This is a genomic window from Pseudomonas sp. DrBHI1 (genome assembly GCF_002205115.1).
GTDB lineage: Bacteria > Pseudomonadota > Gammaproteobacteria > Pseudomonadales > Pseudomonadaceae > Aquipseudomonas > Aquipseudomonas mosselii.
In genome coordinates this window covers 40,808-61,120 of sequence record NZ_NIBE01000075.1, presented here as the reverse complement: position 1 = coordinate 61,120, position 20,313 = coordinate 40,808, and the positions used below count along the sequence as shown (strand labels likewise).

At 64.4% G+C, this 20,313-nt stretch carries 23 protein-coding genes; 11 read left to right on the top strand and 12 right to left on the bottom strand.

Annotated features, from left to right (window positions below; all coding sequences use genetic code 11):
- Window positions 1–2: 2 nt before the first annotated feature.
- A complete protein-coding gene (glgA, locus tag CC207_RS17030) occupies window positions 3–1,562 on the bottom strand; it encodes a glycogen synthase GlgA (RefSeq protein ID WP_088852459.1) in 1,560 nt (519 codons plus the stop codon).
- Between the two features lie 491 nt (window positions 1,563–2,053).
- Window positions 2,054–2,221 carry a DUF6026 family protein gene (locus tag CC207_RS27170; protein WP_172402379.1) on the bottom strand — a complete coding sequence of 56 codons (168 nt, stop codon included), beginning with the start codon at window positions 2,219–2,221 and terminating at the stop codon, window positions 2,054–2,056.
- 160 nt (window positions 2,222–2,381) lie between these two features.
- Here CC207_RS27170 and gnd point away from each other — a divergent pair, with 160 nt between their 5' ends.
- Window positions 2,382–3,401 (top strand): phosphogluconate dehydrogenase (NAD(+)-dependent, decarboxylating), encoded by a 1,020-nt coding sequence (gene gnd, locus CC207_RS17025; protein WP_256206016.1) that lies wholly within the window; start codon window positions 2,382–2,384, stop codon window positions 3,399–3,401.
- Window positions 3,402–4,895, top strand: a complete 1,494-nt coding sequence (gene zwf / locus CC207_RS17020; protein ID WP_062359462.1) for a glucose-6-phosphate dehydrogenase — start codon at window positions 3,402–3,404, stop codon at window positions 4,893–4,895.
- A gap of 60 nt (window positions 4,896–4,955) precedes the next feature.
- Here zwf and CC207_RS17015 read toward each other — a convergent pair whose 3' ends face one another.
- Window positions 4,956–6,005, bottom strand: coding sequence for a 3-oxoacyl-[acyl-carrier-protein] synthase III C-terminal domain-containing protein (locus CC207_RS17015; protein ID WP_069016348.1), 1,050 nt, complete (start codon window positions 6,003–6,005; stop codon window positions 4,956–4,958).
- A 241-nt stretch (window positions 6,006–6,246) separates the two neighbouring features.
- Here CC207_RS17015 and CC207_RS17010 point away from each other — a divergent pair, with 241 nt between their 5' ends.
- The 4 genes from CC207_RS17010 (at window position 6,247) to CC207_RS16995 (ending at window position 9,688) form a co-directional block, all read left to right on the top strand.
- Window positions 6,247–8,046: a glycoside hydrolase family 15 protein gene (locus CC207_RS17010; RefSeq protein WP_088852458.1), complete on the top strand. Its 1,800-nt coding sequence runs from the start codon at window positions 6,247–6,249 to the stop codon at window positions 8,044–8,046.
- A 359-nt stretch (window positions 8,047–8,405) separates the two neighbouring features.
- A complete protein-coding gene (locus CC207_RS17005) occupies window positions 8,406–8,660 on the top strand; it encodes a hypothetical protein (protein ID WP_088852457.1) in 255 nt (84 codons plus the stop codon).
- 316 nt (window positions 8,661–8,976) lie between these two features.
- Window positions 8,977–9,186 (top strand): DUF1737 domain-containing protein, encoded by a 210-nt coding sequence (locus CC207_RS17000; RefSeq protein ID WP_088852456.1) that lies wholly within the window; start codon window positions 8,977–8,979, stop codon window positions 9,184–9,186.
- 4 nt (window positions 9,187–9,190) lie between these two features.
- A complete protein-coding gene (locus tag CC207_RS16995) occupies window positions 9,191–9,688 on the top strand; it encodes a GNAT family N-acetyltransferase (RefSeq protein ID WP_088852455.1) in 498 nt (165 codons plus the stop codon).
- Here CC207_RS16995 and CC207_RS16990 read toward each other — a convergent pair.
- Window positions 9,627–10,028 (bottom strand): hypothetical protein, encoded by a 402-nt coding sequence (locus tag CC207_RS16990; protein WP_028692568.1) that lies wholly within the window; start codon window positions 10,026–10,028, stop codon window positions 9,627–9,629. The genes CC207_RS16995 and CC207_RS16990 overlap by 62 nt on opposite strands.
- 256 nt (window positions 10,029–10,284) lie before the next feature.
- Here CC207_RS16990 and CC207_RS16985 point away from each other — a divergent pair, with 256 nt between their 5' ends.
- Complete coding sequence (locus CC207_RS16985) at window positions 10,285–10,563, top strand: type II toxin-antitoxin system RelE/ParE family toxin (protein ID WP_088852454.1); 279 nt, start codon at window positions 10,285–10,287, stop codon at window positions 10,561–10,563.
- A 15-nt stretch (window positions 10,564–10,578) separates the two neighbouring features.
- Window positions 10,579–10,866 (top strand): HigA family addiction module antitoxin, encoded by a 288-nt coding sequence (locus CC207_RS16980; RefSeq protein WP_088852453.1) that lies wholly within the window; start codon window positions 10,579–10,581, stop codon window positions 10,864–10,866.
- A gap of 157 nt (window positions 10,867–11,023) precedes the next feature.
- On the opposite strand, the gene CC207_RS16975 is transcribed toward CC207_RS16980, so the two are convergent.
- Window positions 11,024–11,704 (bottom strand): phytanoyl-CoA dioxygenase family protein, encoded by a 681-nt coding sequence (locus CC207_RS16975; RefSeq protein WP_088852452.1) that lies wholly within the window; start codon window positions 11,702–11,704, stop codon window positions 11,024–11,026.
- Between the two features lie 161 nt (window positions 11,705–11,865).
- Here CC207_RS16975 and CC207_RS16970 point away from each other — a divergent pair, with 161 nt between their 5' ends.
- Window positions 11,866–14,058, top strand: a complete 2,193-nt coding sequence (locus tag CC207_RS16970; RefSeq protein ID WP_088852451.1) for an OsmC domain/YcaO domain-containing protein — start codon at window positions 11,866–11,868, stop codon at window positions 14,056–14,058.
- 48 nt (window positions 14,059–14,106) lie between these two features.
- Here the strand turns inward: CC207_RS16970 and CC207_RS16965 are convergent, their stop codons facing one another.
- Genes CC207_RS16965 through CC207_RS16950 form a run of 4 tightly spaced genes read right to left on the bottom strand, consistent with a single transcriptional unit; the run spans window position 14,107 to window position 16,462 of the window.
- Window positions 14,107–14,574: a DoxX family protein gene (locus CC207_RS16965; protein ID WP_088852450.1), complete on the bottom strand. Its 468-nt coding sequence runs from the start codon at window positions 14,572–14,574 to the stop codon at window positions 14,107–14,109.
- A gap of 10 nt (window positions 14,575–14,584) precedes the next feature.
- Complete coding sequence (locus CC207_RS16960) at window positions 14,585–15,340, bottom strand: DNA-binding domain-containing protein (RefSeq protein ID WP_088852449.1); 756 nt, start codon at window positions 15,338–15,340, stop codon at window positions 14,585–14,587.
- Window positions 15,337–16,170, bottom strand: a complete 834-nt coding sequence (locus tag CC207_RS16955) for a DUF692 domain-containing protein (protein WP_088852448.1) — start codon at window positions 16,168–16,170, stop codon at window positions 15,337–15,339. Before CC207_RS16955 ends, CC207_RS16960 begins: the two co-directional genes overlap by 4 nt.
- Before the next feature lie 16 nt (window positions 16,171–16,186).
- Window positions 16,187–16,462 carry a DUF2282 domain-containing protein gene (locus CC207_RS16950; protein WP_028692560.1) on the bottom strand — a complete coding sequence of 92 codons (276 nt, stop codon included), beginning with the start codon at window positions 16,460–16,462 and terminating at the stop codon, window positions 16,187–16,189.
- 215 nt (window positions 16,463–16,677) lie between these two features.
- Between CC207_RS16950 and CC207_RS16945 the strand changes: the two genes are divergently transcribed.
- The gene (locus CC207_RS16945) at window positions 16,678–17,265 is read left to right on the top strand and encodes a sigma-70 family RNA polymerase sigma factor (protein ID WP_088852447.1); all 588 of its coding nucleotides are present in this window, start codon (window positions 16,678–16,680) and stop codon (window positions 17,263–17,265) included.
- On the top strand, window positions 17,252–17,893 hold the full coding sequence (locus tag CC207_RS16940; RefSeq protein ID WP_088852446.1) for a DUF1109 domain-containing protein: 642 nt from the start codon (window positions 17,252–17,254) through the stop codon (window positions 17,891–17,893). The genes CC207_RS16945 and CC207_RS16940 overlap by 14 nt, the downstream gene beginning before the upstream one ends.
- 75 nt (window positions 17,894–17,968) lie before the next feature.
- On the opposite strand, the gene CC207_RS16935 is transcribed toward CC207_RS16940, so the two are convergent.
- The 3 genes from CC207_RS16935 to CC207_RS16925 all read right to left on the bottom strand — a co-directional run.
- Window positions 17,969–19,141 carry an ATP-binding protein gene (locus tag CC207_RS16935; RefSeq protein WP_028692557.1) on the bottom strand — a complete coding sequence of 391 codons (1,173 nt, stop codon included), beginning with the start codon at window positions 19,139–19,141 and terminating at the stop codon, window positions 17,969–17,971.
- Window positions 19,142–19,147: 6 nt separating this feature from the next.
- Window positions 19,148–19,837, bottom strand: coding sequence for a response regulator transcription factor (locus CC207_RS16930; protein ID WP_028692556.1), 690 nt, complete (start codon window positions 19,835–19,837; stop codon window positions 19,148–19,150).
- On the bottom strand, window positions 19,834–20,313 hold a 480-nt coding region (locus CC207_RS16925; RefSeq protein WP_088852469.1), incomplete at its 5' end, for a cysteine hydrolase family protein. The genes CC207_RS16925 and CC207_RS16930, both read right to left, overlap by 4 nt.

Here is a 20,313-nt window from a genome sequence, read left to right as displayed (position 1 = left end):
GCTCAGTAGTGGCTGTGCTGCGCCTGCTTGACCAAGTCCTCGTACAGGCGTGCATAGGGCTCCACCGCCTGGCACCAGTTGAACGGCTGGGTCATCGACAGGCAGCGCATGGCGTTCAACAGGCTCTTCTTGCCGTACACGTAGAAGGCGCGGGCCAGGGCCTCGCGGTAGCTGTCGACGGTCGAATCGTCGAACAAAAAGCCGGTGACACCGTTCTCGATGGTGTCGGCCAGCCCACCGGTGTTGCGCGCCACTGGCAGCGAGCCGAAGCGCTGGGCGTACATCTGGCTCAGGCCGCAAGGCTCGTAGCGCGACGGCATCAGCAGGAAGTCACTGCCTGCGAACATGCGCCGGGCGTCGGTCTCGTTGAAGCCGATGCGCACGCCGATACGGCCCGGATGACGCAGGGCCAGCTCGCGCATGGCCTGTTCCTCCTCGGTTTCGCCGCGGCCGATGATGGCGATCTGGCCGCCCTGCTGGACGATGTAGTCGGCCACCCCCAGGGTCAGGTCCAGGCCTTTCTGGTAGACCAGCCGCGACACCACGGCGAACAGCGGACCGTCCGACGGCTCCAGTTCGAACAGCTCACGTACCTGCTGGGCGTTGCGCGCCTTGCCGGCCCAGTCGTTGAGGCTGAAATTGTGGTGCAGGTGCTGGTCGGTTGCCGAGTCCCAGCTTTCATCGATGCCGTTGGGGATGCCGCCGAGCAGCCCTTGTTGGGCTTTGCTGGCCAGGAAACCGTCCAGGCCGCAGCCGAACTCGGGGGTGGTGATCTCCCGGGCATAGGTGGCGCTGACCGTGGTGATGTGGCTGGAGTACGCCAGGCCGGCCTTGAGGAACGACAGCTTGCCGTAGAACTCCATGCCTTCCTGTTGCATGGCGTGGTCGGGGATCGCCAGCTCCGGGCTGCAGCCGCGGCTGTACACGCCCTGATAGGCCAGGTTGTGGATGGTGAACAGGGTCGGGGTGCTCAAGCCGCGCCAGTGCATGTAGGCCGGGGCCAGCCCGGCCGGCCAGTCGTGGGCGTGCACCAGGTCGGGGCGCCAGTGGGCCATGCCTTCGCCAGCCGCGATTTCCGCCGCCGCCAAGCCCAGGCGGGCGAAGCGGATATGGTTGTCGGGCCAGTCGCGGCCGTTGTTGGCACCGTAGGGCGTGCCGTCGCGCTGGTACAGCTCGGGGCAGATCAGCACGTAGATCACCAGGCCGTCGGCCAGGTCCATGCGGCCGATCCTGCACGGTGGCAGGGCTGCGTGGCCACCCAGTTCGCCGACGATATGGATGGGGTTGTCGCTTTCCATTACCTGCCGGTAACCGGGGATCAGCACCCGCACATCGTGCAAATGCGCCAGGGCGCGGGGCAGGGCGGAGGACACGTCGCCCAGGCCGCCGGTCTTGACCAGGTCGGCGATCTCCGAGGTGACGAACAGGATCTTGCGCTTGTTCGGATTGTGCTGGCGCTGGGCGCCGGGTGCCTTGACTGTCGGAGCGAGCGCCGCTGGCAGCGGCTCGCGGCTATCCGGGTTGAATGATTCTACGTGAGGTTCGACAGCGGCACTGATCATACTTCTCTCCGTCCCTTGTTCTGGTGTGTGCTTAACGTTGGCTCGTGGGTGTGCTCTCTGATCGTTGTTGCATCTTCGTAGTGCGGTCCTTGCCCCAGATTCGTGCGCGCAGGCACGGCACGTTCGGCATTCCGGCCGAAAGACGTATGGACTGGTTGGGGTGGGCGGGCCTGGCGTGAGGAAGTCCTTTTGCACCGGCCCACTTAAGTCCTGACCTGCCCGTGCTTTGCAAAGTTCGACTTTTTTACGTCACTTTTTTATGAGCAAAACGCGGGCCGAAACTGCAGTGTAGGAGACCAAATGCAAGAAAAGTGACCCGTTGGTCATGTTTCTCGCGGACGTTTGCCCGCGCAAACGTTGGCGAGTTGTTGCAAAATATGAGGGTCGCAGCGCTACGTCAGGGTTCGACCCGCTACGGGCGCGATACGGCAACAAGAAAGGGCGTCAGTGAGCGGGTGGGAGCCAAGGTGCTCCCACACAGGAAGGGTGAATCAGAGACCGGCGGCCTTGCCGTGCACGCGGGCCTGCTCGAGCAGCAGGTTCAGCTGGGCGACCTGCTGACGCAACTGGTCACGTTCGTCCTTCAACTGGCGCAGCTCGTCGCGGCGCACGGTGACATAGAGGGTCTGGGTGGGAGTGGCTGGCATCAGGGTACCCATGGCACACCTCGCATGGCTGGTGACAATTTGAAGCGTAGTCGCTTCGCGCGGCGCGCATTCTGAATTCTTCGCAGGCCCTTGGGAACTTTTTTGTTTATCGTTGTCTCCCCGTTCGTCGGTGAACCCTCCGCCAGAACGCTGGACTAATCTGAAATCGTCAATTGTTGTAAAGCAAAACCAACGGGAGCGTCGTCACATGCAACTGGGAATCATCGGGCTTGGCCGCATGGGCGGCAATATCGCAAGGCGCCTGATGCGCGCAGGTCACAGCACTGTGGTCCACGATCGCAACCGCGAAGCCATCACCACCCTGGAAGGCGAAGGTGCCGTGGGCGCCCACGACCTGGGTGCGCTGGTGCAGAAACTCAAGGCGCCGCGGGCAGTATGGGTCATGCTGCCGGCGGGCGAAATCACCGAGCAGACCATCGCCCAGCTCGCCGACCTGCTCGAGCCGGGCGACGCCATCATCGATGGCGGCAACACCTTCTACAAGGATGATGTGCGCCGCGCCGCCGAACTGGGCAAGCGTGGCCTGCACTACCTCGACGTCGGCACCTCGGGCGGCGTGTGGGGCCTGGACCGTGGCTACTGCATGATGATCGGCGGCGAGAAGGCGGTGTTCGAGCGCCTGGAGCCGCTGTTCAAGGCCCTCGCCCCGGGCGTCGGCGACATTCCGCGGACCCAGGGCCGCAGCGGCGAGCACGAGCGCGCCGAGCACGGCTACATCCACGCCGGCCCGCCCGGTGCCGGCCACTACGTGAAGATGGTGCACAACGGCATCGAGTACGGCCTGATGCAGGCCTACGCCGAAGGCTTCGACCTGCTGCGCAGCAAGGGCGGCCCGGAACTGCCGGAGGACCAGCGCTTTGACCTGAATGTGGCCGAGATCGCCGAAGTGTGGCGCCGCGGCAGCGTGGTCACCTCCTGGTTGCTGGACCTGACCGCCGACGCGCTGGTCGCCGACCCACAACTGACCGAGTTCAGTGGCTCGGTGTCCGACAGCGGCGAAGGCCGCTGGACCATCGACGCCGCCGTCGAGCAGGCCGTGCCGGTGCCGGTGCTGTCCAGCGCGCTGTTCGCCCGCTTCCGCTCGCGCCAGCAGCAGGGCACCTACGGTGACAAGATCCTTTCCGCCATGCGCCTGGGCTTTGGCGGCCACGTCGAGAAGAAGAAGGACTGAATGAGCAAATCGACCATCCCCGCTGCGCCGCCCTGCACCCTGTTCCTGTTCGGCGCCAGCGGCGACCTGGTCAAGCGCCTGCTGATGCCGGCGCTGTACAACCTCAGCCGTGACGGCCTGCTCGATCGCAACATGCGCATCGTCGGGGTCGACCACAATGCCGCCACGGCCGAGGCGTTCGCCGAGCGCCTGCATGCCTTCATGGCCGAGCGCGATGCCGGCAAGTGCCTGGACGAGAAGCTCTGGGCACGCCTGGCCAAGCGCCTGGACTACCAGACCGGCGATTTCCTCGATCCGCAGACTTACCAGGCCCTGGCCCGGCGCATCGACAAGACGCGCCACGGCAACGCCATCTTCTACCTGGCCACCTCGCCACGCTTCTTCCCCGAGGTGGCCCAGCGCCTGGGCGATGCCGGCCTGCTCGACGAGTCGGGCGGGGGCTTTCGCCGGGTGGTGGTGGAAAAGCCCTTCGGCACTGACCTGGCCAGCGCCGAGGCGCTCAACGCCCGCCTGCTCAAGGTGATGAACGAGCGGCAGATCTACCGCATCGACCATTACCTGGGCAAGGAGACCGTCCAGAACATCCTGGTCAGCCGTTTCTCCAACGGCCTGTTCGAATCGTTCTGGAACAATCATTACATCGACCACGTGCAGATCACCGCCGCCGAAACTGTCGGCGTCGAGACGCGCGGGGCGTTCTACGACAACACTGGCGCCCTGCGCGACATGGTGCCCAACCACCTGTTCCAGTTGCTGGCCATGGTCGCCATGGAGCCACCGGCGGCCTTCGGCGCCGACGCCGTGCGCGGTGAAAAGGCCAAGGTGATCGGCGCCATCCGCCCCTGGTCGCACAAGATGGCCCTGCGCAATTCCGTGCGTGGCCAGTACAGCGCCGGCAAGCAGGGCCGCAAGCAACTGCCCGGTTATCGCGAGGAGGCCAACGTCGCCCCGCACAGCCAGACCGAGACCTACGTGGCCCTCAAGGTGATGATCGACAACTGGCGCTGGGCCGGGGTGCCGTTCTACCTGCGCACCGGCAAGCGCATGAGCGTGCGCGACACCGAGATCGCCATCTGCTTCAAGCCGGCGCCCTACGCGCAGTTTCGCGAAAGCGAGCTGGAGCGGCCCAAGCCGAACTACCTGAAGATCCAGATCCAGCCCAACGAAGGCATGTGGTTCGACCTGCAGGCCAAGCGCCCGGGGCCGGAGCTGGTGATGGAAAATGTCGAGATGGGCTTCGCCTACAAGGACTTCTTCAAGATGACCCCGGCGACCGGTTACGAGACGCTGATCTACGACTGCCTCACCGGCGACCAGACCCTGTTCCAGCGAGCCGACAACATCGAGAACGGCTGGCGCGCGGTGCAACCGTTCCTCGATGCCTGGGCGGCCGAGGGCGGCGAAGTGCATGGGTATGCGGCGGGGGAGGATGGCCCCGAGGCCGGCGACGAACTGCTGGCGCGGGATAAGCGCGAGTGGCACACGCTGGGGTGACGCCAGCGGGGATCGCGACCTGCCGCCGTCGCAGCACGGTGGCAGGTCTTCAAAGCAACCTTACAAGGTAAACGACAGCGCCGAGAACACCATCCCGCCACTGCCCGCCCAGCCCATGCAGAACTGGCCTGGCTCGGCTTCGCCCCGGCTCATGGCATCAAAGATGCCGAAGGGAATCGACGCGGTAATGATGTTGCCGGTCTTGTGCCCGACGTGATGCAACTTGTGATCGACGCCAATCATCTGGCCAATGTGTTCCCACATCTTTGGCGAGCCGGTATGGATGAACACTTTGTGCACGTCGTCTGCGGTGAGGTTCTGCATGTTGAAGACTTTCATCGCTTCGTTGCGCCCGTCTTCATGCAAGGCGGCGGCATAGGAGTTGAACTGGTACTGGCCACCGGTTGGTTCGATCTTGGCGATATCGGCCTCGTTGCAGAACAGCTTCCAGTCCGGCAAGGAGATCGTCGACAAGTCACTCAGATCAGGTCGGTTGATATAGGAGAACTTGAAGTTCCCCGGTGCCTCGTTACTCAGGATGGTGACGACGGCGGCCTCGCCAATGGTAAAGCTCGGGAACTTGTAGGCCAGTTCGGCCGACGACTGCAACGAGAAGTTCTTGGGCATCACCGGCCCGCCTTCCGACATGCCGAACTCCATGTTGACGATGGCGGCGTAGCGGATTTCACCGGCTTGCATCTTGCTGTTGATGACGTCCATGGCCGTCACCCAGCCGTTGCAGGCATCGACCACATCGAAATTGCGGCAGTTCAGGCCCAGCGCCTTGGCGATGAAGGTACTGTTGGCCGGTTCGATGAAACCACGGGTGACGTTGGGATAGATCAGCAGGTCCAGGTCGGCCTTGCTGATATTGGCCTGGGCCAGCGCCGCGTCGAACGCCGCTTCCATCAGGGCCATCGGCGTCTCGTCAGCCGCCAGCCAATGGCGGGTGTCGCTGCCGCTTTTCTCCAGCAACTTGCCGATGGTCTTCAAGGTTTTCGGCAAGTCCTCCTGGAAGGTGTCCCTGGAGTGTTGTTCGACCAGGTTGATGACGTCCTGGTTGGTGACTTGGCGTGACGGCAGTATTGCGGAAAGTCCGATGATCTTCATATAACGTCCTTGTTGAGGGGATTGATCCTGCGTAATGGCTACGCATGGGCAGAGGCATGCTCATTCCTGTAAGCAGCCTCTGGCCCGCTATTTCTAGCACAGGAAAAGAGTGGCTCAATGTCGTGGATCAATGTTCCTGGGCATCGATATCGACAACTTCTACTCCACCCCGAGAGCACTTCAGCGGAACCCTGAATCCCTCTCCGGCATCCAACCTCAACCTCCCTCCCGAGGCTCCGAGATGCCCGCCCACATCGAAGACTACGCCCTCATCGGCAACTGCCGTAGCGCCGCCCTGATCAACCGCGACGGCGCCCTCGACTGGCTGTGCCTGCCACGCTTTGATGCTCCCGCGGTGTTCGCCGCGCTGCTGGGCAACGAGGAAAACGGCCGTTGGCGCATCGCCCCCAGCGACCCGGTCGAGCACAGTGCGCGCCGCTACCTCGACGACACCCTGGTACTGGAGACCACCTGGACCACCGCCAGTGGTCGCGCCCGGGTGCTCGACTGCATGCCGTTGGGCGAGCGCAACGCCGTGCTGCGCATCGTCGAGGGCCTGGCCGGCGAGACGGCCTTCGAGATGGACTTGGTGCTGCGCTTCGACTACGGCCGCAGTGTGCCCTGGGTGGAAAAGATCGACCCGCTGACCCTGAGCGCCGTCGCCGGTCCCGATCGGCTGATCCTGCGCAGCAGCACCGAAATCCATGGCCGCGACCACCACAGCGTCGCCCGTTTTCGCGTGGGCGCGGGGCAGCGCCAGGTATTCAGCCTCTGCCACCAGGCCTCGCACCTGCCCGTGCAGCCCGAATGCGACATTGACCACGACTTCGAACAGACCCTGGAGCAGTGGCGCGCCTTCGCCGCCCGCTGCCCTGATGTCGGGCCTTACACCGACCGGGTACGTCGTTCGCTACTGACCCTCAAGGCCATGACCTACGCGCCCACCGGCGGCATGGTCGCCGCCGTCACCACCTCGCTGCCCGAGCGCGTCGGCGGCGAGCGCAACTGGGACTACCGCTACTGCTGGCTGCGCGACGCCACCATGACCCTGCTGGCGTTGATGAACCTGGGCTACTTCGACGAGGCCCAGGCCTGGCGCGAATGGCTGCTGCGCTCGGTGGCCGGCAACCCCGAGCAGATGCAGATCATGTACGGCCTGGCGGGGGAGCGGGATCTTCCTGAGTTCACCTTGCCCTGGCTGCCGGGTTACGAGGGCTCGCAACCGGTTCGGGTCGGCAATGCCGCCGCCGGGCAGTTGCAGCTGGACATCTACGGCGAACTGGCCGACGCCATGACCCAGGCCATCAAGGGCGGGCTGCCGCGCCACTCGCGCGGCGCAGCCATCGCCCGTGCGATCCTGCCGTACCTGGAAGGCATCTGGCGAGAGCCGGACGAGGGGCTGTGGGAGGTGAGGGGCGGCCGCCAGCACTTCGTGCACTCCAAGGTCATGGCCTGGGTTGCCTTCGACCGGGCGGCGGGCCTGGCCGATACCACCGAGGAGGGGCGAGAGCGCAGTCGGCATTACCGCCAGGTGGCGGACGAGATCCGTGACGAGGTCTGCAGGCGCGGGCTGGACGCTGGCGGCCGGCACTTCGTCCAGGCCTATGGCTCGACGGAGCTGGACGCGAGTCTGCTGCAGATCGCCCTGACCGGCTTTCTGCCGGCCGACGATCCACGCTTTCTGCGCACCCTGGAACAGATCGAAAGGCGCCTGCTGCGCAACGGCCTGCTGCTGCGCTACGACAGCGACAGTTGCAGCGACGGCCTGACGCCGGGGGAGGGGACGTTCCTGGTGTGTTCGTTTTGGCTGGCGGATGTGTATGTGCTGCTGGGGCGGCAGGACGAGGCGCAGGTGCTGTATGAGCGACTGACGGGCTTGTGCAATGACGTGGGGCTGCTGGCCGAACAGTACGACCCGGCGGGGAAGCGGATGCTGGGGAATTTTCCGCAGGCGTTCAGCCATATCGGGATCATCAATACGGCGTTGAACCTGCACCGGGCGCAGTGTCCGGCACGGGATCGGGCGAAAGGCGGTGACTGAGCCTGCGACTTCTGATGCTGGGCAATCAGTTTTTCCTCATTGCTTGTAGTCCATTTCCGAATCATCCTTTTGCCGCCTTTCAGCCATTGCTACGGCTCTCCCTGCAACCTAGGCTCCCCCGGTCGCTGCCAATTCAGCGACCGGGTCTGCAAACCCGAGCCAAAGAAGAAGGACGCCGTTGCCAGGCCCCAGGTGCATCAAAGCACCTGGAGGCTTGTTTCATGGTGGCTGCGTGCGGGAGGTCTTCGGACCTGCCGGGTTACCTTCTTCTGCCCCGGTTTTTGCAGCCTGTACGTAGCCGCCACCCTTCCACTGCAAAGGAAGGATGGCGGCGTATCCTTACCGCAGGAGAAGTCGAAATGTTGAAGATCGTCCCCGATCCACCGCCATCCAATCCTTCCCCTCATCACCTTGAAGACACCCTGATCCAGGCCGCAGAATATGTGCGTTGCGCCCTGATCGTGGCCCATCAGTCGGTGCTGGCCTCACATCCGCATTCGCTTGGTGCAACGCTGGCGCTGACGGCGTTGCACGAGATGGAAACCGTGCGCGCGTTGCTGGACTCCGCGTTGGCGCAGGTGCAGGTGCCAGTTCAGGTGCAGACACACCATTGAGTTTGCGCATCTCGCGTGGAATGTAGTGGTTGAAGTGGGCATGTCTGGCGATGATTGACGTTGGCTGCGTGGGTGGCTGCACTGGCGCTATCGCGGGGCAAGCCCGCTCCTACAGGTGCTGTGCAGTGTCTGCGACAGGATTTCCAGCCAAGCATAGATCTTGTAGGAGCGGGCTTGTCCCGCGATACCGGCGCAGCCGGTGCCATCCTTATGGAGCATGCCCGCTCAGATCCCACCGAGGCGAATCGACACGCTAGCTATGGCATGATGCCCGGCCCCGCACGCGATAGACGCCTGCCATGAAAGGAATACTCAGATGCCCTCGACCCCACCCAATGGCCTGCCGGTCTATCGCTTGATCACCGGCAAGGACGACGCCAGTTTCTGCCAGCGGATTTCCGAGATCCTGGCCTTGGGCTATCAGCTTTATGGTTCGCCCAGCGTGACCTTCGATAGCAGCAAGGGCTATGTAGTGGCTGCACAGGCGGTATTGTGGCCAGTCCATGGCGCCGCCTCTCAAGGATGACACGATGCGCACTGTCGTCACCCTGCGTCCGGCCCGTGTGGAAGATGCTGGCGAAATAGCAGAGTTGGTCGCTGAAGCGTACAGCACCTACATCGCACGAGTCGGTCGTAAGCCGGCCCCCATGCTGGATGACTATGCGCAGGTCGTGCGTGACGACGATGTGTTCGTGGCCATGCAGGCCAGGCGTATTGCTGGCGTTGTTGTTGTACGCCGTGAAAAGGGCGACCTGCTGCTGGTGAACGTTGCCGTACGACCTGCCTGCAAAGGGCAAGGTATCGGTCGACACATGCTCGATTTTGTCGAGGCCCATGCACGTGCAGCAGGGTGTGCGGCGATCAGGCTCTACACCCATGAGCGGATGACGGAGAACATAGGGATCTATCAGAAGCTCGGCTACCGCGAAACCCATCGCGCAGAGGTGGATGGTTTCTCCCGGGTATTCATGTGCAAACCGTTGGCGGTGAGCGCTCGGCGTCCAGCCGACCCTGGCTGTGATAGTTGAGAAAGTCGCCCATCGCCTCGGTGAGTGCCGATTGTGCGGCGATACGCCAGAACACCCGTTTGCCGAGAACGGGTTCCAAATAACTGATCAGTGCCTGCGCTGCATTATGGTTGCCTGACTCCAGCCAGTGACGGAGCAATGCTGCATTTTCCTGTCGGGAGAGTCTGGCGCCTTGTGTCAGCAACAGGGCGTAGCGGGTATTGGTAGACCACAGGCCCTTCAAAAAGGTGATGCGCTCCGCGCTGGAGAGTGTGGCGAGCCAGTTTCTGACCTGTTTGTCGATCGGCCCATTGCCAACGTGCCTGGCCAGGTGCTCTGGGGTGAAGGCTGGGGCGGTCATCTTGTCGCTCCTGAAGTCTTGCATCCATGTACAGAGGCCAGGTTGGCTATCACTGGAGTTGTCCTGTCTTCTGAACGGCTGATTGTACGAGTATGGCGATGTACTTCGACGCTTCACAGCCTTTGGCAGCTCTACGAGGCCGAGTGCGACATTTTCATCGGCAGGGTGTGACGCATAGGGTCACATATGATACTTTGCCATGTGTGACGCATGGGGTCACACTCGGGTTTTGTCGCATGGAACGGATGCGTGCCCCATGATTATCAGCTTTCGCCACAAAGGCCTGCGGCTCTTCCACGAAACGGGCAATACCCGCGGGATTCAGGCTGCCCATGTCCAGCGACTGCGGCGACAGTTGCAGTTTCTCGACAGTGCCGTGGTCGCCGAGGACATGAGTGTGCCTGGCTGGCAGTTGCACCCGCTCCAAGGAGAGCGGCTCGGTTTCTGGTCGATAAGCGTGTCCGGCAATTGGCGCCTGGTGTTCCGTTTCACAGGCTGTGATGTCGAACTGGTCGACTATCTCGACTACCACTGATCAAGGGGCCAAATCATGGCTATGCACAACCCGCCTCACCCCGGCGAAACCCTGCGTGAGGATGTCCTGCCCACCCTGGGCCTGACGGTGAAGGCATTCGCCGAGCACCTGGGCTTTTCCCGGGAGGCGCTGTCGCGGGTCCTTCATGGCCGGGCGGCGGTTTCTCCGGATCTGGCGGTACGCCTGGAAATGGCCGGCATCAGCACGGCGCGGCTGTGGCTGACGATTCAGGTTGACTACGACATCTGGCAGGCCCGCCAGCGCCAGCAACCGGTGATCAAGCGGCTTCACCAGGTAGCCTGAAGCCGCCGCAGTGTTGCGCCAGGTGATGTTGTGTCGACTTGAGCGACTACGTGACGCATGACAACGTCAAGCGTGCTGAACAACATCGCCTGGGATGGCGTCGATATCGACGCTGTGTGACTTAAGGCCATCATTCGGGTGAATGGCAGGCTCCCGGTCATGGTGCCGTGAACACGTAGTCCGAGGGTTCGAAGCATTCGTGCGTGTTCATGTGTACATTGCGCAAATGCTCGGTTTGCTGAAGTGCTATCTGGAGCGGTTCAGCGGCATAGCCGATGAGCAGGGCGCGGCGCGGTGCGCCGCTGGCATTCAGGCTGGCGGCATGCACCAGGTCTACATCGAACACCAGGGCATCCCCCGCGCGCCCCGACAGGTGAAGGCTCCGGGATTCGTCGCTGTAGTCGAAGGGCGTCTCGCCAGGTTCAGGCCGGTGGCTGCCAGGGACAATGCGGGTGGCGCCGTTGTGCGGGCCGTAGTCGTCCAGATAGACCATGACACCCACCAGGTCGCCCGGCCGCTGCATCGACAGGTCGCGATGCAGCGCCTGGTGGCCGCCACCCGCCACGGGGGCACGGCCCTCCACCTGGTAGAGAAAGAACCGTTCCCCGATCAGCGCGCCCACCGCTGCCAGCAACCGCGGCAGGCGGCAGACCGCCTGGACCCGCTTGGCGCAGTCCAGTTGCGAGTGACGCCAGTCGCTGGCGCGCGGCACTGGCCACTGCCGCGCGGGTTTCACCCCGGCCTCGAACACATGGCGCAGTTCTTCCAGCCATCCCCGGGGGACGGCCTGGCGAAGCAGGACGTAACCGGCCTGCTGAAGTGTCGCGTGATGGGGCATTGTCGTCTCGCTCTCCCTGTCGATGACCCAGCGTAGTAAGCACGGCTGGCTTTTGCGAGGGGCAGCAATCCCCAGCTCGTCGCAGGCCAACACTTTCCGGCAAAAATCCCGGATAATGCCCGCCATTTATCCGTTCCCGCCCGCTTTTGGTACCCCTGCGCATGGAAATCAAGGTCAATTTTCTCGACAACCTTCGTCTCGAAGCCAAGTTCGACGACTTCACGGTGATCGCCGACCAGCCGATCCGCTACAAGGGCGACGGCTCGGCCCCGGGGCCGTTCGACTACTTCCTGGCGTCGTCGGCGCTGTGCGCGGCGTACTTCGTCAAGCTGTACTGCCAGACCCGCGATATTCCGACCGAGAACATCCGCCTGTCGCAGAACAACATCGTCGACCCCGAGAACCGCTACAACCAGATCTTCAAGATCCAGGTCGAGCTGCCCGAGGACATCTCCGAGAAGGACCGCCAGGGCATCCTGCGCTCCATCGACCGCTGCACCGTGAAGAAGGTGGTGCAGACCGGCCCCGAGTTCATCATCGAGCAGGTCGACAACCTCGACGCCGACGCCCAGGCGCTGCTGATGCCGGTGTCGGATACCAGCACCTACATTCCGGGCAAGGACCTGCCGCTGGAGCAGACCATCGCCAACATGTCGGCGATCCTCGCGGGCCTGGGGATGAAGATCGAGATCGCCTCCTGGCGCAACATCGTGCCCAATGTCTGGTCGCTGCACGTGCGCGACGCGCAGTCGCCGATGTGCTTCACCAATGGCAAGGGCGCGACCAAGGAAGCGGCGCTGGCCTCGGCGCTGGGCGAGTTCATCGAGCGGCTGAACTGCAACTTCTTCTACAACGACCAGTTCTGGGGCGAGGACATCGCCAACGCGGCGTTCGTGCACTACCCCAACGAGCAGTGGTTCAAGCCAGGACCCAAGGACGCGCTGCCGGCCGAGATCCTCGACGAGCACTGCCTGCAGATCTTCAACCCCGACGGCGAGTTGCGCGGCTCGCACCTGTACGACACCAACTCGGGCCACAAGGAGCGTGGCATCTGCTCGCTGCCGTTCGTGCGCCAGTCGGACGGCGAGACGGTGTACTTCCCGTCCAACCTGATCGAGAACCTGTACCTGAGCAACGGCATGAGCGCCGGCAACACCCTGGCCGAGGCACAGGTCCAGTGCCTTTCGGAAATTTTCGAGCGAGCGGTCAAACGCGAGATCCTCGAAGGCGAGCTGTGCCTGCCGGACGTGCCGCAGGAGGTGCTGGCCAAGTACCCGGGCATCGTCGCCGGCATCCAGGGGCTGGAGGAGCAGGGCTTCCCTGTGCTGGTCAAGGACGCGTCGCTGGGCGGTGAGTTCCCGGTGATGTGCGTGACCCTGATGAACCCGCGCACCGGCGGCGTGTTCGCCTCGTTCGGCGCCCACCCGAGCTTCGAGGTGGCGCTGGAGCGCAGCCTCACCGAACTGCTCCAGGGCCGCAGCTTCGAGGGCCTGAACGACCTGCCGCAGCCGACCTTCGACAGCCTCGCGCTGACCGAACCGAACAACTTCGTCGAGCACTTCATCGATTCCAGCGGCGTGGTGTCGTGGCGCTTCTTCAGCGCCAAGGCCGACTTCGAGTTCGTCGAGTGGGACTTCTCGGGGCACGGCGAGGACTCCAACCAGCAGGAGGCGCAGACCCTGTTCGGCATCCTCGAGGACCTGGGCAAGGAGGTGTACATGGCCGTGTACGACGACCTTGGCGCCACCGCCTGCCGCATCCTGGTGCCGGGTTATTCCGAGATCTACCCGGTCGAGGACCTGATCTGGGACAACACCAACCGCGCGCTGGGGTTCCGTGCCGATATCCTCAACCTGCACAAGCTGGACAATCGTTCGCTGAAGCTGCTGCTCAAGCGCCTGGACAACGCCGAGGTGGATGACTACACCACCATCACCACGCTGATCGGCGTCGAGTTCGACGACAACACGGTGTGGGGTCAGCTGACCATCCTCGAGCTGAAGCTGTTGATCCACCTGGTGCTGCAGCGTTTCGAGGAGGCCAAGGAGTTGGTCGAGATGTTCCTGCAGTTCAACGACAACACCGTCGAGCGCGGGCTGTTCTACCAGGCGTTGAACGTGGTGCTGGAGGTGGTGCTGGACGATGAGCTGGAGATGGCCGACTACGAGCACAACTTCCGTCGCATGTTCGGCAATGAGCGGATGGACGCGGTGCTGGGCTCGGTGGACGGCAGCGTCCGGTTCCATGGGTTGACGCCGACCAACCTGCAGCTCGAGGGACTGGATCGCCACCTGCGCCTGGTGGAGAGCTACAAGAAGCTGCACGCGGCGCGGGCGCGGGCGGCAGGGCTCTGAACCGAGTCGCTCGAATGAATGAAAAGGGTCGCTTGGCGACCCTTTTTCTTAACGCAAGCGCAAAACCCGGTCCAGGGACAGTGCACCGCCGCCCCGGGCGATCAGCAGCAGGAGCAGGCCGGCCCAGGAAAGGTGGGTGGGCCAGGCGTCCGGATAGACGAAGATCTCGATCACCAGGGTCATGCCCAGCAGGGCCAGGGCTGACAGCCGGGTGAACAGGCCGAGCACCAGCAACAGTGGGAACAGGTGCTCGGCGTAGGTCGCCAGGTGCGCCGCCAGCCAGGGTGACACCAGCGGCAAGGCGTACTCGCTCTGGAACAGCTCGTAGGTGCCGGGGGTGATGCTCAGCAGGCCTTCGACCTTGGTCCGACCGGACAGAAAGAAGATCGAGGCGATGCCCAGGCGGGCGACCAGGCACAGGACGCTGTCGCCAAGCAGGCGTTGCAGCTGTTCGGCGAAGCGGTTCCAGTAAAAACGCAGGCCGTGGGGCGATGAACTGGCGTGGCTGATGTCCATGGCGTGTTCCTCAGGTGAAGGCGAGCGGGCGCAAGGCCCGGGCATTCAGCAGCCTGCCCAGCAGGTCACTGAAGTCCAGGTTGGGTTGGGCGTGCAGGGCCAACTGCGAGGCCTTGTCCAATGGGTAGCCGGCGGCACAGGCATCGAGGAAGATGCATCCCCCCAGGCTCAACGGCTGGTGGACGACGCCTTCGCGGTCGCCGCTGAGCAGGGCGCCTTCGGCCACCCAGGGCTGGTCCTCGGGCCAGGGCCTGCCATCGCGGCCGTGCTGCCAGAGGCTGTAGGCAGGATGCTGGTCGAACCAGTGCCAGCGCACGCCGGAGCGCGGGCTCAACTGGCTGTGTTCGAGGTCCGAGGCGGTCATGCCGGCCAGGTCGGCCAATATCAGCCAGGGATCGTCGTCGGCGCTGAATGCTTCGCACCAGGCGAAGTCCAGCCGTGCGACATCCGCCAGGTAGCAAAGTCCATGGACGGGCTGCAACGCCTCGAGAAATGCCGGAAACGCCGCGCCATAGCGGATCAGCCGCACATCACAGGGCGGCGATTGCCGGGCATATTCCGCGGCGGCGTCGTGCATCCATTGCTGCCCGACCAGGGTCTCGACGCTGGGAAAGTTGGCGCGCAGGGCCTCGACGCAACCGGACAGCACCGTGTTGCGATACACCGCGAACGCGGGCTGCGCCGTCAGTGTCGCCAGCTCAGGCGCGGGGCGCTGATAGAGGGCGTCGATGAAGGCGTTCTGGAACTGTCCGAGGCTGAGGTTCATGGCAAGGCTCCTGCCAGGTCCAGGGTGGCCTGGGCGAGGGCGCGTTCGGCGAGCAGTTCGTCGAACGCCGGGATGTTGCCGTCGCGTTCTATCAAGGTCGGGCGCGGACCGATGCGGGCGATCAACTGCTGGTACAGCGACCACACCGGCGCAGCGATGGCGGCATCGTGGGAATCGACCAGCAGAGCGCCCTGGTCGTCGTGACTGTGCCCGGCCAGGTGGATCTCGGTGATGGCCTGGGCAGGGAAGCGGGCGAGGTAGTCGGCGGCGTCGAAGCCGAGATTGTGGGCGCTGACGTACACATTGTTGACGTCCAGCAACAGGCCGCAGCCGGTACGTCGCACCAGCTCGGCGAAGAAGTCGATCTCATCCAGGTCATGACCCTGCAGATGCAGGTAGTGGCTGGGGTTCTCGATGGAGATGCGGCAGCCCAAAGCGTCCTGGGTGCGCTGGATGTTGTCGGCAATACGGGCCAGGGCCTCGTCGCTGCGTGGAAAGGGCAGCAGGTCAGGATGGTACTGGCCGCGCCAGGTCGACCAGGCCAGATGTTCCGACACCAGGGCCGGGTGTACCTGGTCGATCAGGGTACGCAGGCGCCGTAGGTGCGTGGCGTCAGGTTCGGCATCCGCCGCCAGTGACAGTGCCACGCCGTGCAGCGACAGCGGATGGCGCTCGGCCATCCGCTCCAGCCAGGCCAGGCGAGGGCCACCGACCATGTAGTTCTCCGGATGGACTTCGAACCAGAACCCCTCGGCGTGGCAGGTCCAGGCCTGGTCATAGTGCTCGGCCTTCAAGCCGAGCCCTGCGCCCATCGGCTGATTCCCGTTCATGGTCGATGGCCTCTGCTCAGGATTTGACTGGGGTCAGCGAACCCATGCCGTTGGGGGTCTTGATCGAGGTACAGGTACCGGTCGGTACGTTTTTCCAGTGCATGCCGTCGTAGTCTTTTTTCGCGCTGCCGGCGCAGGTGGTGCCGGCGCCGGCCTTGCAGTCGTTCTTGCCGGCCATGGCCACGCCATAGCATTTCTCCATGGTGGCTGCCTTGGTGGTGTCGTCGGCCACGGCTGCCCCTGCCAGGGAGGCGAGGGCGAGGGCGGCGGTGGCGAGGGCGAGGGTTTTCATGGTGTCGTCTCCAGAAGGTGGGGCCGTGGTGATGTACCGGCGGCTCATGGAGTAGTTCGCGGTGATGGGCGAGGCGGTTACAGCGCCTGCGAAAATATTTTTCGCCACCTGCGCCGGCCTCCTAAGGTAAGGAGGTGGCGTCGGTGCTTGCGTATGGCGTTGCGGCGATGGTTGGATAAAAAAGAAACCCACAGACGGTGTAACCCTGGCGGCCGATGCAACGAACTAACCCACAGGATGTGCTCAGTGCACGCGAGTCACACTTGCAGGCCCTGCTGTTGCTTGGGCTGGCCGGTGACGCCGGGGCCTATCGCGAATTTCTCGCGGCGCTGGCGGTGCACCTGCGTGGTTTCTTGCGTCGGCGCCTGGCGCAGCGACCGGCAGAGGTCGAGGATCTGCTGCAGGAGGTGCTGCTGGCGGTGCACAATGCCCGTCACACCTACCAGGCGCAGCAACCGCTGACCGCCTGGGTGCAGGCGATCGCCCGCTACAAGCTGGCCGACCACTGGCGCGGCCAGGCCCGGCGCGAGGCACGCCATGAGCCGCTGGAGGACGACAGCGAGCTGTTCGCCTGTGCTGATGAAGCGCCGGCCGAGGCTCGCCGGGACCTGAACAAGCTGCTTGGGCTGTTGCCCGACCGCCAGCGCCTGCCCATCGTCCACGTCAAGCTGGAAGGGCTGTCGGTGGAGGAAACCGCGCGTCTCACCGGGCTGTCCAGTTCGGCGGTGAAGGTGGGCATACACCGGGGGCTCAAGGCCCTGGGAAGGTTGATTCGAGGTAAAGACGACCATGAAGACCGATGAGCTGATCAGCCTTTTGGCGACCGCCGCAGAGCCGGTGGATCGTCACGTGCTGGCGCGACGGCTGCTGCTGGCGCTGCTGGCCGGCATGCTGGGCGCATTGCTGATGACCGCTGCCATCTACGGCGTGCGCAGCGATCTGGCCGAGGTGGCGAGCACGCCGCTGTTCTGGGCCAAGCTGGCCTTGCCCACCAGCCTGGGCCTGCTGGCCCTGTGGCTGACCCAGCGCCTGGCCAGGCCGGGTGTGCGCGGTGGCGCGCTGTGGGGATTGCTCGGCCTGCCGCTGCTGCTGGTGTGGCTGGGGGCAGCCGTCAGCCTGGCCGGCGCGCCGGTGGAGGCCCGCGCCGACCTGATCTTCGGCCGCACCTGGCGCACCTGCGCGTTGAACATAGCCCTGCTCTCGGCACCCGTATTCGCCGCCGTGTTCTGGGCCCTGCGCGGCCTGGCACCGACCCGGCTGCGCCAGGCCGGCGCAGCTGGCGGGCTGCTCGCCGGATCCACCGCGACCCTCGTGTACTGCCTGCACTGCCCGGAAATGGGAGTACCGTTCTGGGGGCTGTGGTACCTGTTGGGGATGTTGTTGCCGACCGTCGTCGGGGCGGTGGCAGGGCCTCGACTGCTGCGTTGGTGATCGGGTGCGTTTTTGCGGTGCTGCGCAGCCCTTTCGCGGTGCAAGGCCGCTTCTACACGACAACGTGTCAAGCCTTCAGGCTGTCGTGACCAGAGGTAATGTCACCTGCAGTGCCAGCCCGCCCTCGCTCCGGCGATGTGCGGTGATGCGGCCGCCATGGGCCTCGCAGATCGCCTGGGCGATCGACAGGCCCAGGCCGCCGCCGCCGCTGACCCGCGCCCGCGACTGTTCGGCGCGCCAGAAGCGCACGAACATGTTGCCCAGGTCCTTCTGCTCGACCGCTTGCCCACGATCGAGGAATTCCAGCTGCACGCAGTCTTTGGCCTGGCGCACGGCGACACTGAGCTCGCGGCCGTCGGAGGCGTACTTGAGGGCATTCTCGATCAGGATGTTGATCAACTGGCCGATCCGCGCCGGGTCGGCCTCGATCACCACGTCATCGGCAAGCGCCGTGTGCAACTGCATCCTGGCGGCCTCGAATTGCGGCGCGAACCAGGCCAGACGCTCCTCGACCAGCCTGGCCGGGGAGAACAGGCTGATGTGCAGGGGCAGCTGCCCGGCATGGGCCAGGGACAGCAGGTGCAGGTCGCCCACCAGGGTGTTGAGGTTGTACAGCTGGTTCTGCACCAGGCGCAATTGCTCAGGGCACAGCGGGAACACCTCGTCGAGCATGCCCTGCACCCGACCCAGCGCGGCATTGAGCGGGGTGCGCAGTTCATGGGCCAGGTTGGAGCTCGACTCGGCCACTTCGCTTTCATACAGCGCCAGGCGTTCGACCAGCTTGTTGAAGTCGGTGCACAGGCGCTGCATTTCCTTGGGCTGGCGCGGGTGCTGGCTGACCCGCACGCTGAGGTCGCCCTCGGCCACCCGCCGTGCCCCTACGGCGATCTGGCGGAACTGCCGGGACAGCGGCCTGGACAGGTACAGGCCGACCATCAAGGTGAACGGAATGATCACGATGACGAAGCCGTAGAGCACCAGCCAGTCGATGCTGTTACCGGGGCCGGGAAGAAAGTCGTGGATGTCGTAGTAGGTCTGCAGCAACTGCCACAGCCTGGACTCGTTGCGCGGCACATCGGCAAGGCCGGCCACCAGCGCGGCGCGGTCCTCGGGTCGCATCGATTGCAGCACCAGGTAGTCGCTGATCCAGAAGTACAGGTACATGCACACGGTAATGGTGATCACCGCGCCGACGGCGAGCAGGGTCATTCTCAGGCCGACCCACAGCCACAGCGGACGTTTGCGCATAAGCGGTCAGCGGAACCGGTAGCCAACGGAGCGCACGGTCACCAGCACGCCGCTGATGCCCAGGGCTTCGAGCTTGCGCCGCAGGTTGTGCACGTGGGTGTCGATGATGCGCACCAGCGCATCGCTCTCGGGCATGCACAGCTCAAGCAGTTCCTCGCGGCTGAAGGCCTTGGTCGGTGTGCGCAGCAGCGCGGCGAGCAGAAGCAGTTCCGAACGGGTCAGGTCGAGCACCTGCTCCTCGCCATCGCGGGTCCGTACTCCGGCCACGAAGCGCTCGGCGTCGACCCAGACGCCCTGACACTCGAGGCGCTGGCGATTGTCTGCCGGCGTGCCGTAGCGGCGCAGCACCGCGTGTACCCGGGCCACCACCTCCTTGGGGTTGCAAGGCTTGACCACGTAGTCGTCGGCGCCGTAGCGCAGGGCGCCGATCTTGTCCGGCTCGTCGCCGATGGCGGTGACCATGATCACCGGGGTGTCGGCGCTGCGGCGGATCTCGGTCAGCAGCTCCGGGCCGGAGATTTTTGGCAGCATCATGTCCAGCAGCACGATCGCCGGCGTGCGCTGACGGAACAGGGCAAGCCCGCGGGCGCCGTCCTCGGCGATGTCCACCTCGAAACCGTCGCGCTTCAGGTAGGCCTCCAGGATGCTTGCACCATCGGCGTCGTCCTCGACGATCAATACGCGCTTGGGGGTCATGGGTTGTCTCGCGGGGCGCGCAGCCCTGCCAGCACTTCGGCGGCGGTGGTGACGTGGCCGAAGTGGTGTTTCCACAGGTCGATGCCCAGCTGACCGGAACGGTCCAGCGAGGAGCCCATGGTCAGGTCGGTGACCAGTGTCGGCGTCAGGCCTGCATCGAACAGGGCGAAGCCGGCAGCCAGCACGCAGGTTTCGGTCTGCAGCCCGCACACGAGCACGCGTTCGACGCCCAGCTGCTTGATGTAGTCCAGTGTCTCGGCGGTCTGGCCATAGCCATGCTTGATGAACACCTTGTCCGCCTCGACCAGGGCCACATCCTCAGCGGCCGGGTGCCAGCCGAGCTGGCGCTGGAACGGGGTGGCCTGCTCGTCGTGCAGCTCGATCGAGGCGATGGTGGGAATGTGCGCCGACAGCACGCGGATGCCATCCACCAGTTTCTCGGAGGGGCTGAAGGTGGATTGCACATCGACGATGAG

Bases quoted from the DNA above. Each gene is read 5' to 3' on its own strand.
- glgA (WP_088852459.1), bottom strand. From the start codon at position 1,562: ATGATCAGTGCCGCTGTCGAACCTCACGTAGAATCATTCAACCCGGAT.
- CC207_RS27170 (WP_172402379.1), bottom strand. From the start codon at position 2,221: ATGGGTACCCTGATGCCAGCCACTCCCACCCAGACCCTCTATGTCACC.
- zwf (WP_062359462.1), top strand. From the start codon at position 3,402: ATGAGCAAATCGACCATCCCCGCTGCGCCGCCCTGCACCCTGTTCCTG.
- CC207_RS17015 (WP_069016348.1), bottom strand. From the start codon at position 6,005: ATGAAGATCATCGGACTTTCCGCAATACTGCCGTCACGCCAAGTCACC.
- CC207_RS17010 (WP_088852458.1), top strand. From the start codon at position 6,247: ATGCCCGCCCACATCGAAGACTACGCCCTCATCGGCAACTGCCGTAGC.
- CC207_RS17005 (WP_088852457.1), top strand. From the start codon at position 8,406: ATGTTGAAGATCGTCCCCGATCCACCGCCATCCAATCCTTCCCCTCAT.
- CC207_RS17000 (WP_088852456.1), top strand. From the start codon at position 8,977: ATGCCCTCGACCCCACCCAATGGCCTGCCGGTCTATCGCTTGATCACC.
- CC207_RS16995 (WP_088852455.1), top strand. From the start codon at position 9,191: ATGCGCACTGTCGTCACCCTGCGTCCGGCCCGTGTGGAAGATGCTGGC.
- CC207_RS16990 (WP_028692568.1), bottom strand. From the start codon at position 10,028: ATGACCGCCCCAGCCTTCACCCCAGAGCACCTGGCCAGGCACGTTGGC.
- CC207_RS16985 (WP_088852454.1), top strand. From the start codon at position 10,285: ATGATTATCAGCTTTCGCCACAAAGGCCTGCGGCTCTTCCACGAAACG.
- CC207_RS16980 (WP_088852453.1), top strand. From the start codon at position 10,579: ATGGCTATGCACAACCCGCCTCACCCCGGCGAAACCCTGCGTGAGGAT.
- CC207_RS16975 (WP_088852452.1), bottom strand. From the start codon at position 11,704: ATGCCCCATCACGCGACACTTCAGCAGGCCGGTTACGTCCTGCTTCGC.
- CC207_RS16970 (WP_088852451.1), top strand. From the start codon at position 11,866: ATGGAAATCAAGGTCAATTTTCTCGACAACCTTCGTCTCGAAGCCAAG.
- CC207_RS16965 (WP_088852450.1), bottom strand. From the start codon at position 14,574: ATGGACATCAGCCACGCCAGTTCATCGCCCCACGGCCTGCGTTTTTAC.
- CC207_RS16960 (WP_088852449.1), bottom strand. From the start codon at position 15,340: ATGAACCTCAGCCTCGGACAGTTCCAGAACGCCTTCATCGACGCCCTC.
- CC207_RS16955 (WP_088852448.1), bottom strand. From the start codon at position 16,170: ATGAACGGGAATCAGCCGATGGGCGCAGGGCTCGGCTTGAAGGCCGAG.
- CC207_RS16950 (WP_028692560.1), bottom strand. From the start codon at position 16,462: ATGAAAACCCTCGCCCTCGCCACCGCCGCCCTCGCCCTCGCCTCCCTG.
- CC207_RS16945 (WP_088852447.1), top strand. From the start codon at position 16,678: ATGCAACGAACTAACCCACAGGATGTGCTCAGTGCACGCGAGTCACAC.
- CC207_RS16940 (WP_088852446.1), top strand. From the start codon at position 17,252: ATGAAGACCGATGAGCTGATCAGCCTTTTGGCGACCGCCGCAGAGCCG.
- CC207_RS16935 (WP_028692557.1), bottom strand. From the start codon at position 19,141: ATGCGCAAACGTCCGCTGTGGCTGTGGGTCGGCCTGAGAATGACCCTG.
- CC207_RS16930 (WP_028692556.1), bottom strand. From the start codon at position 19,837: ATGACCCCCAAGCGCGTATTGATCGTCGAGGACGACGCCGATGGTGCA.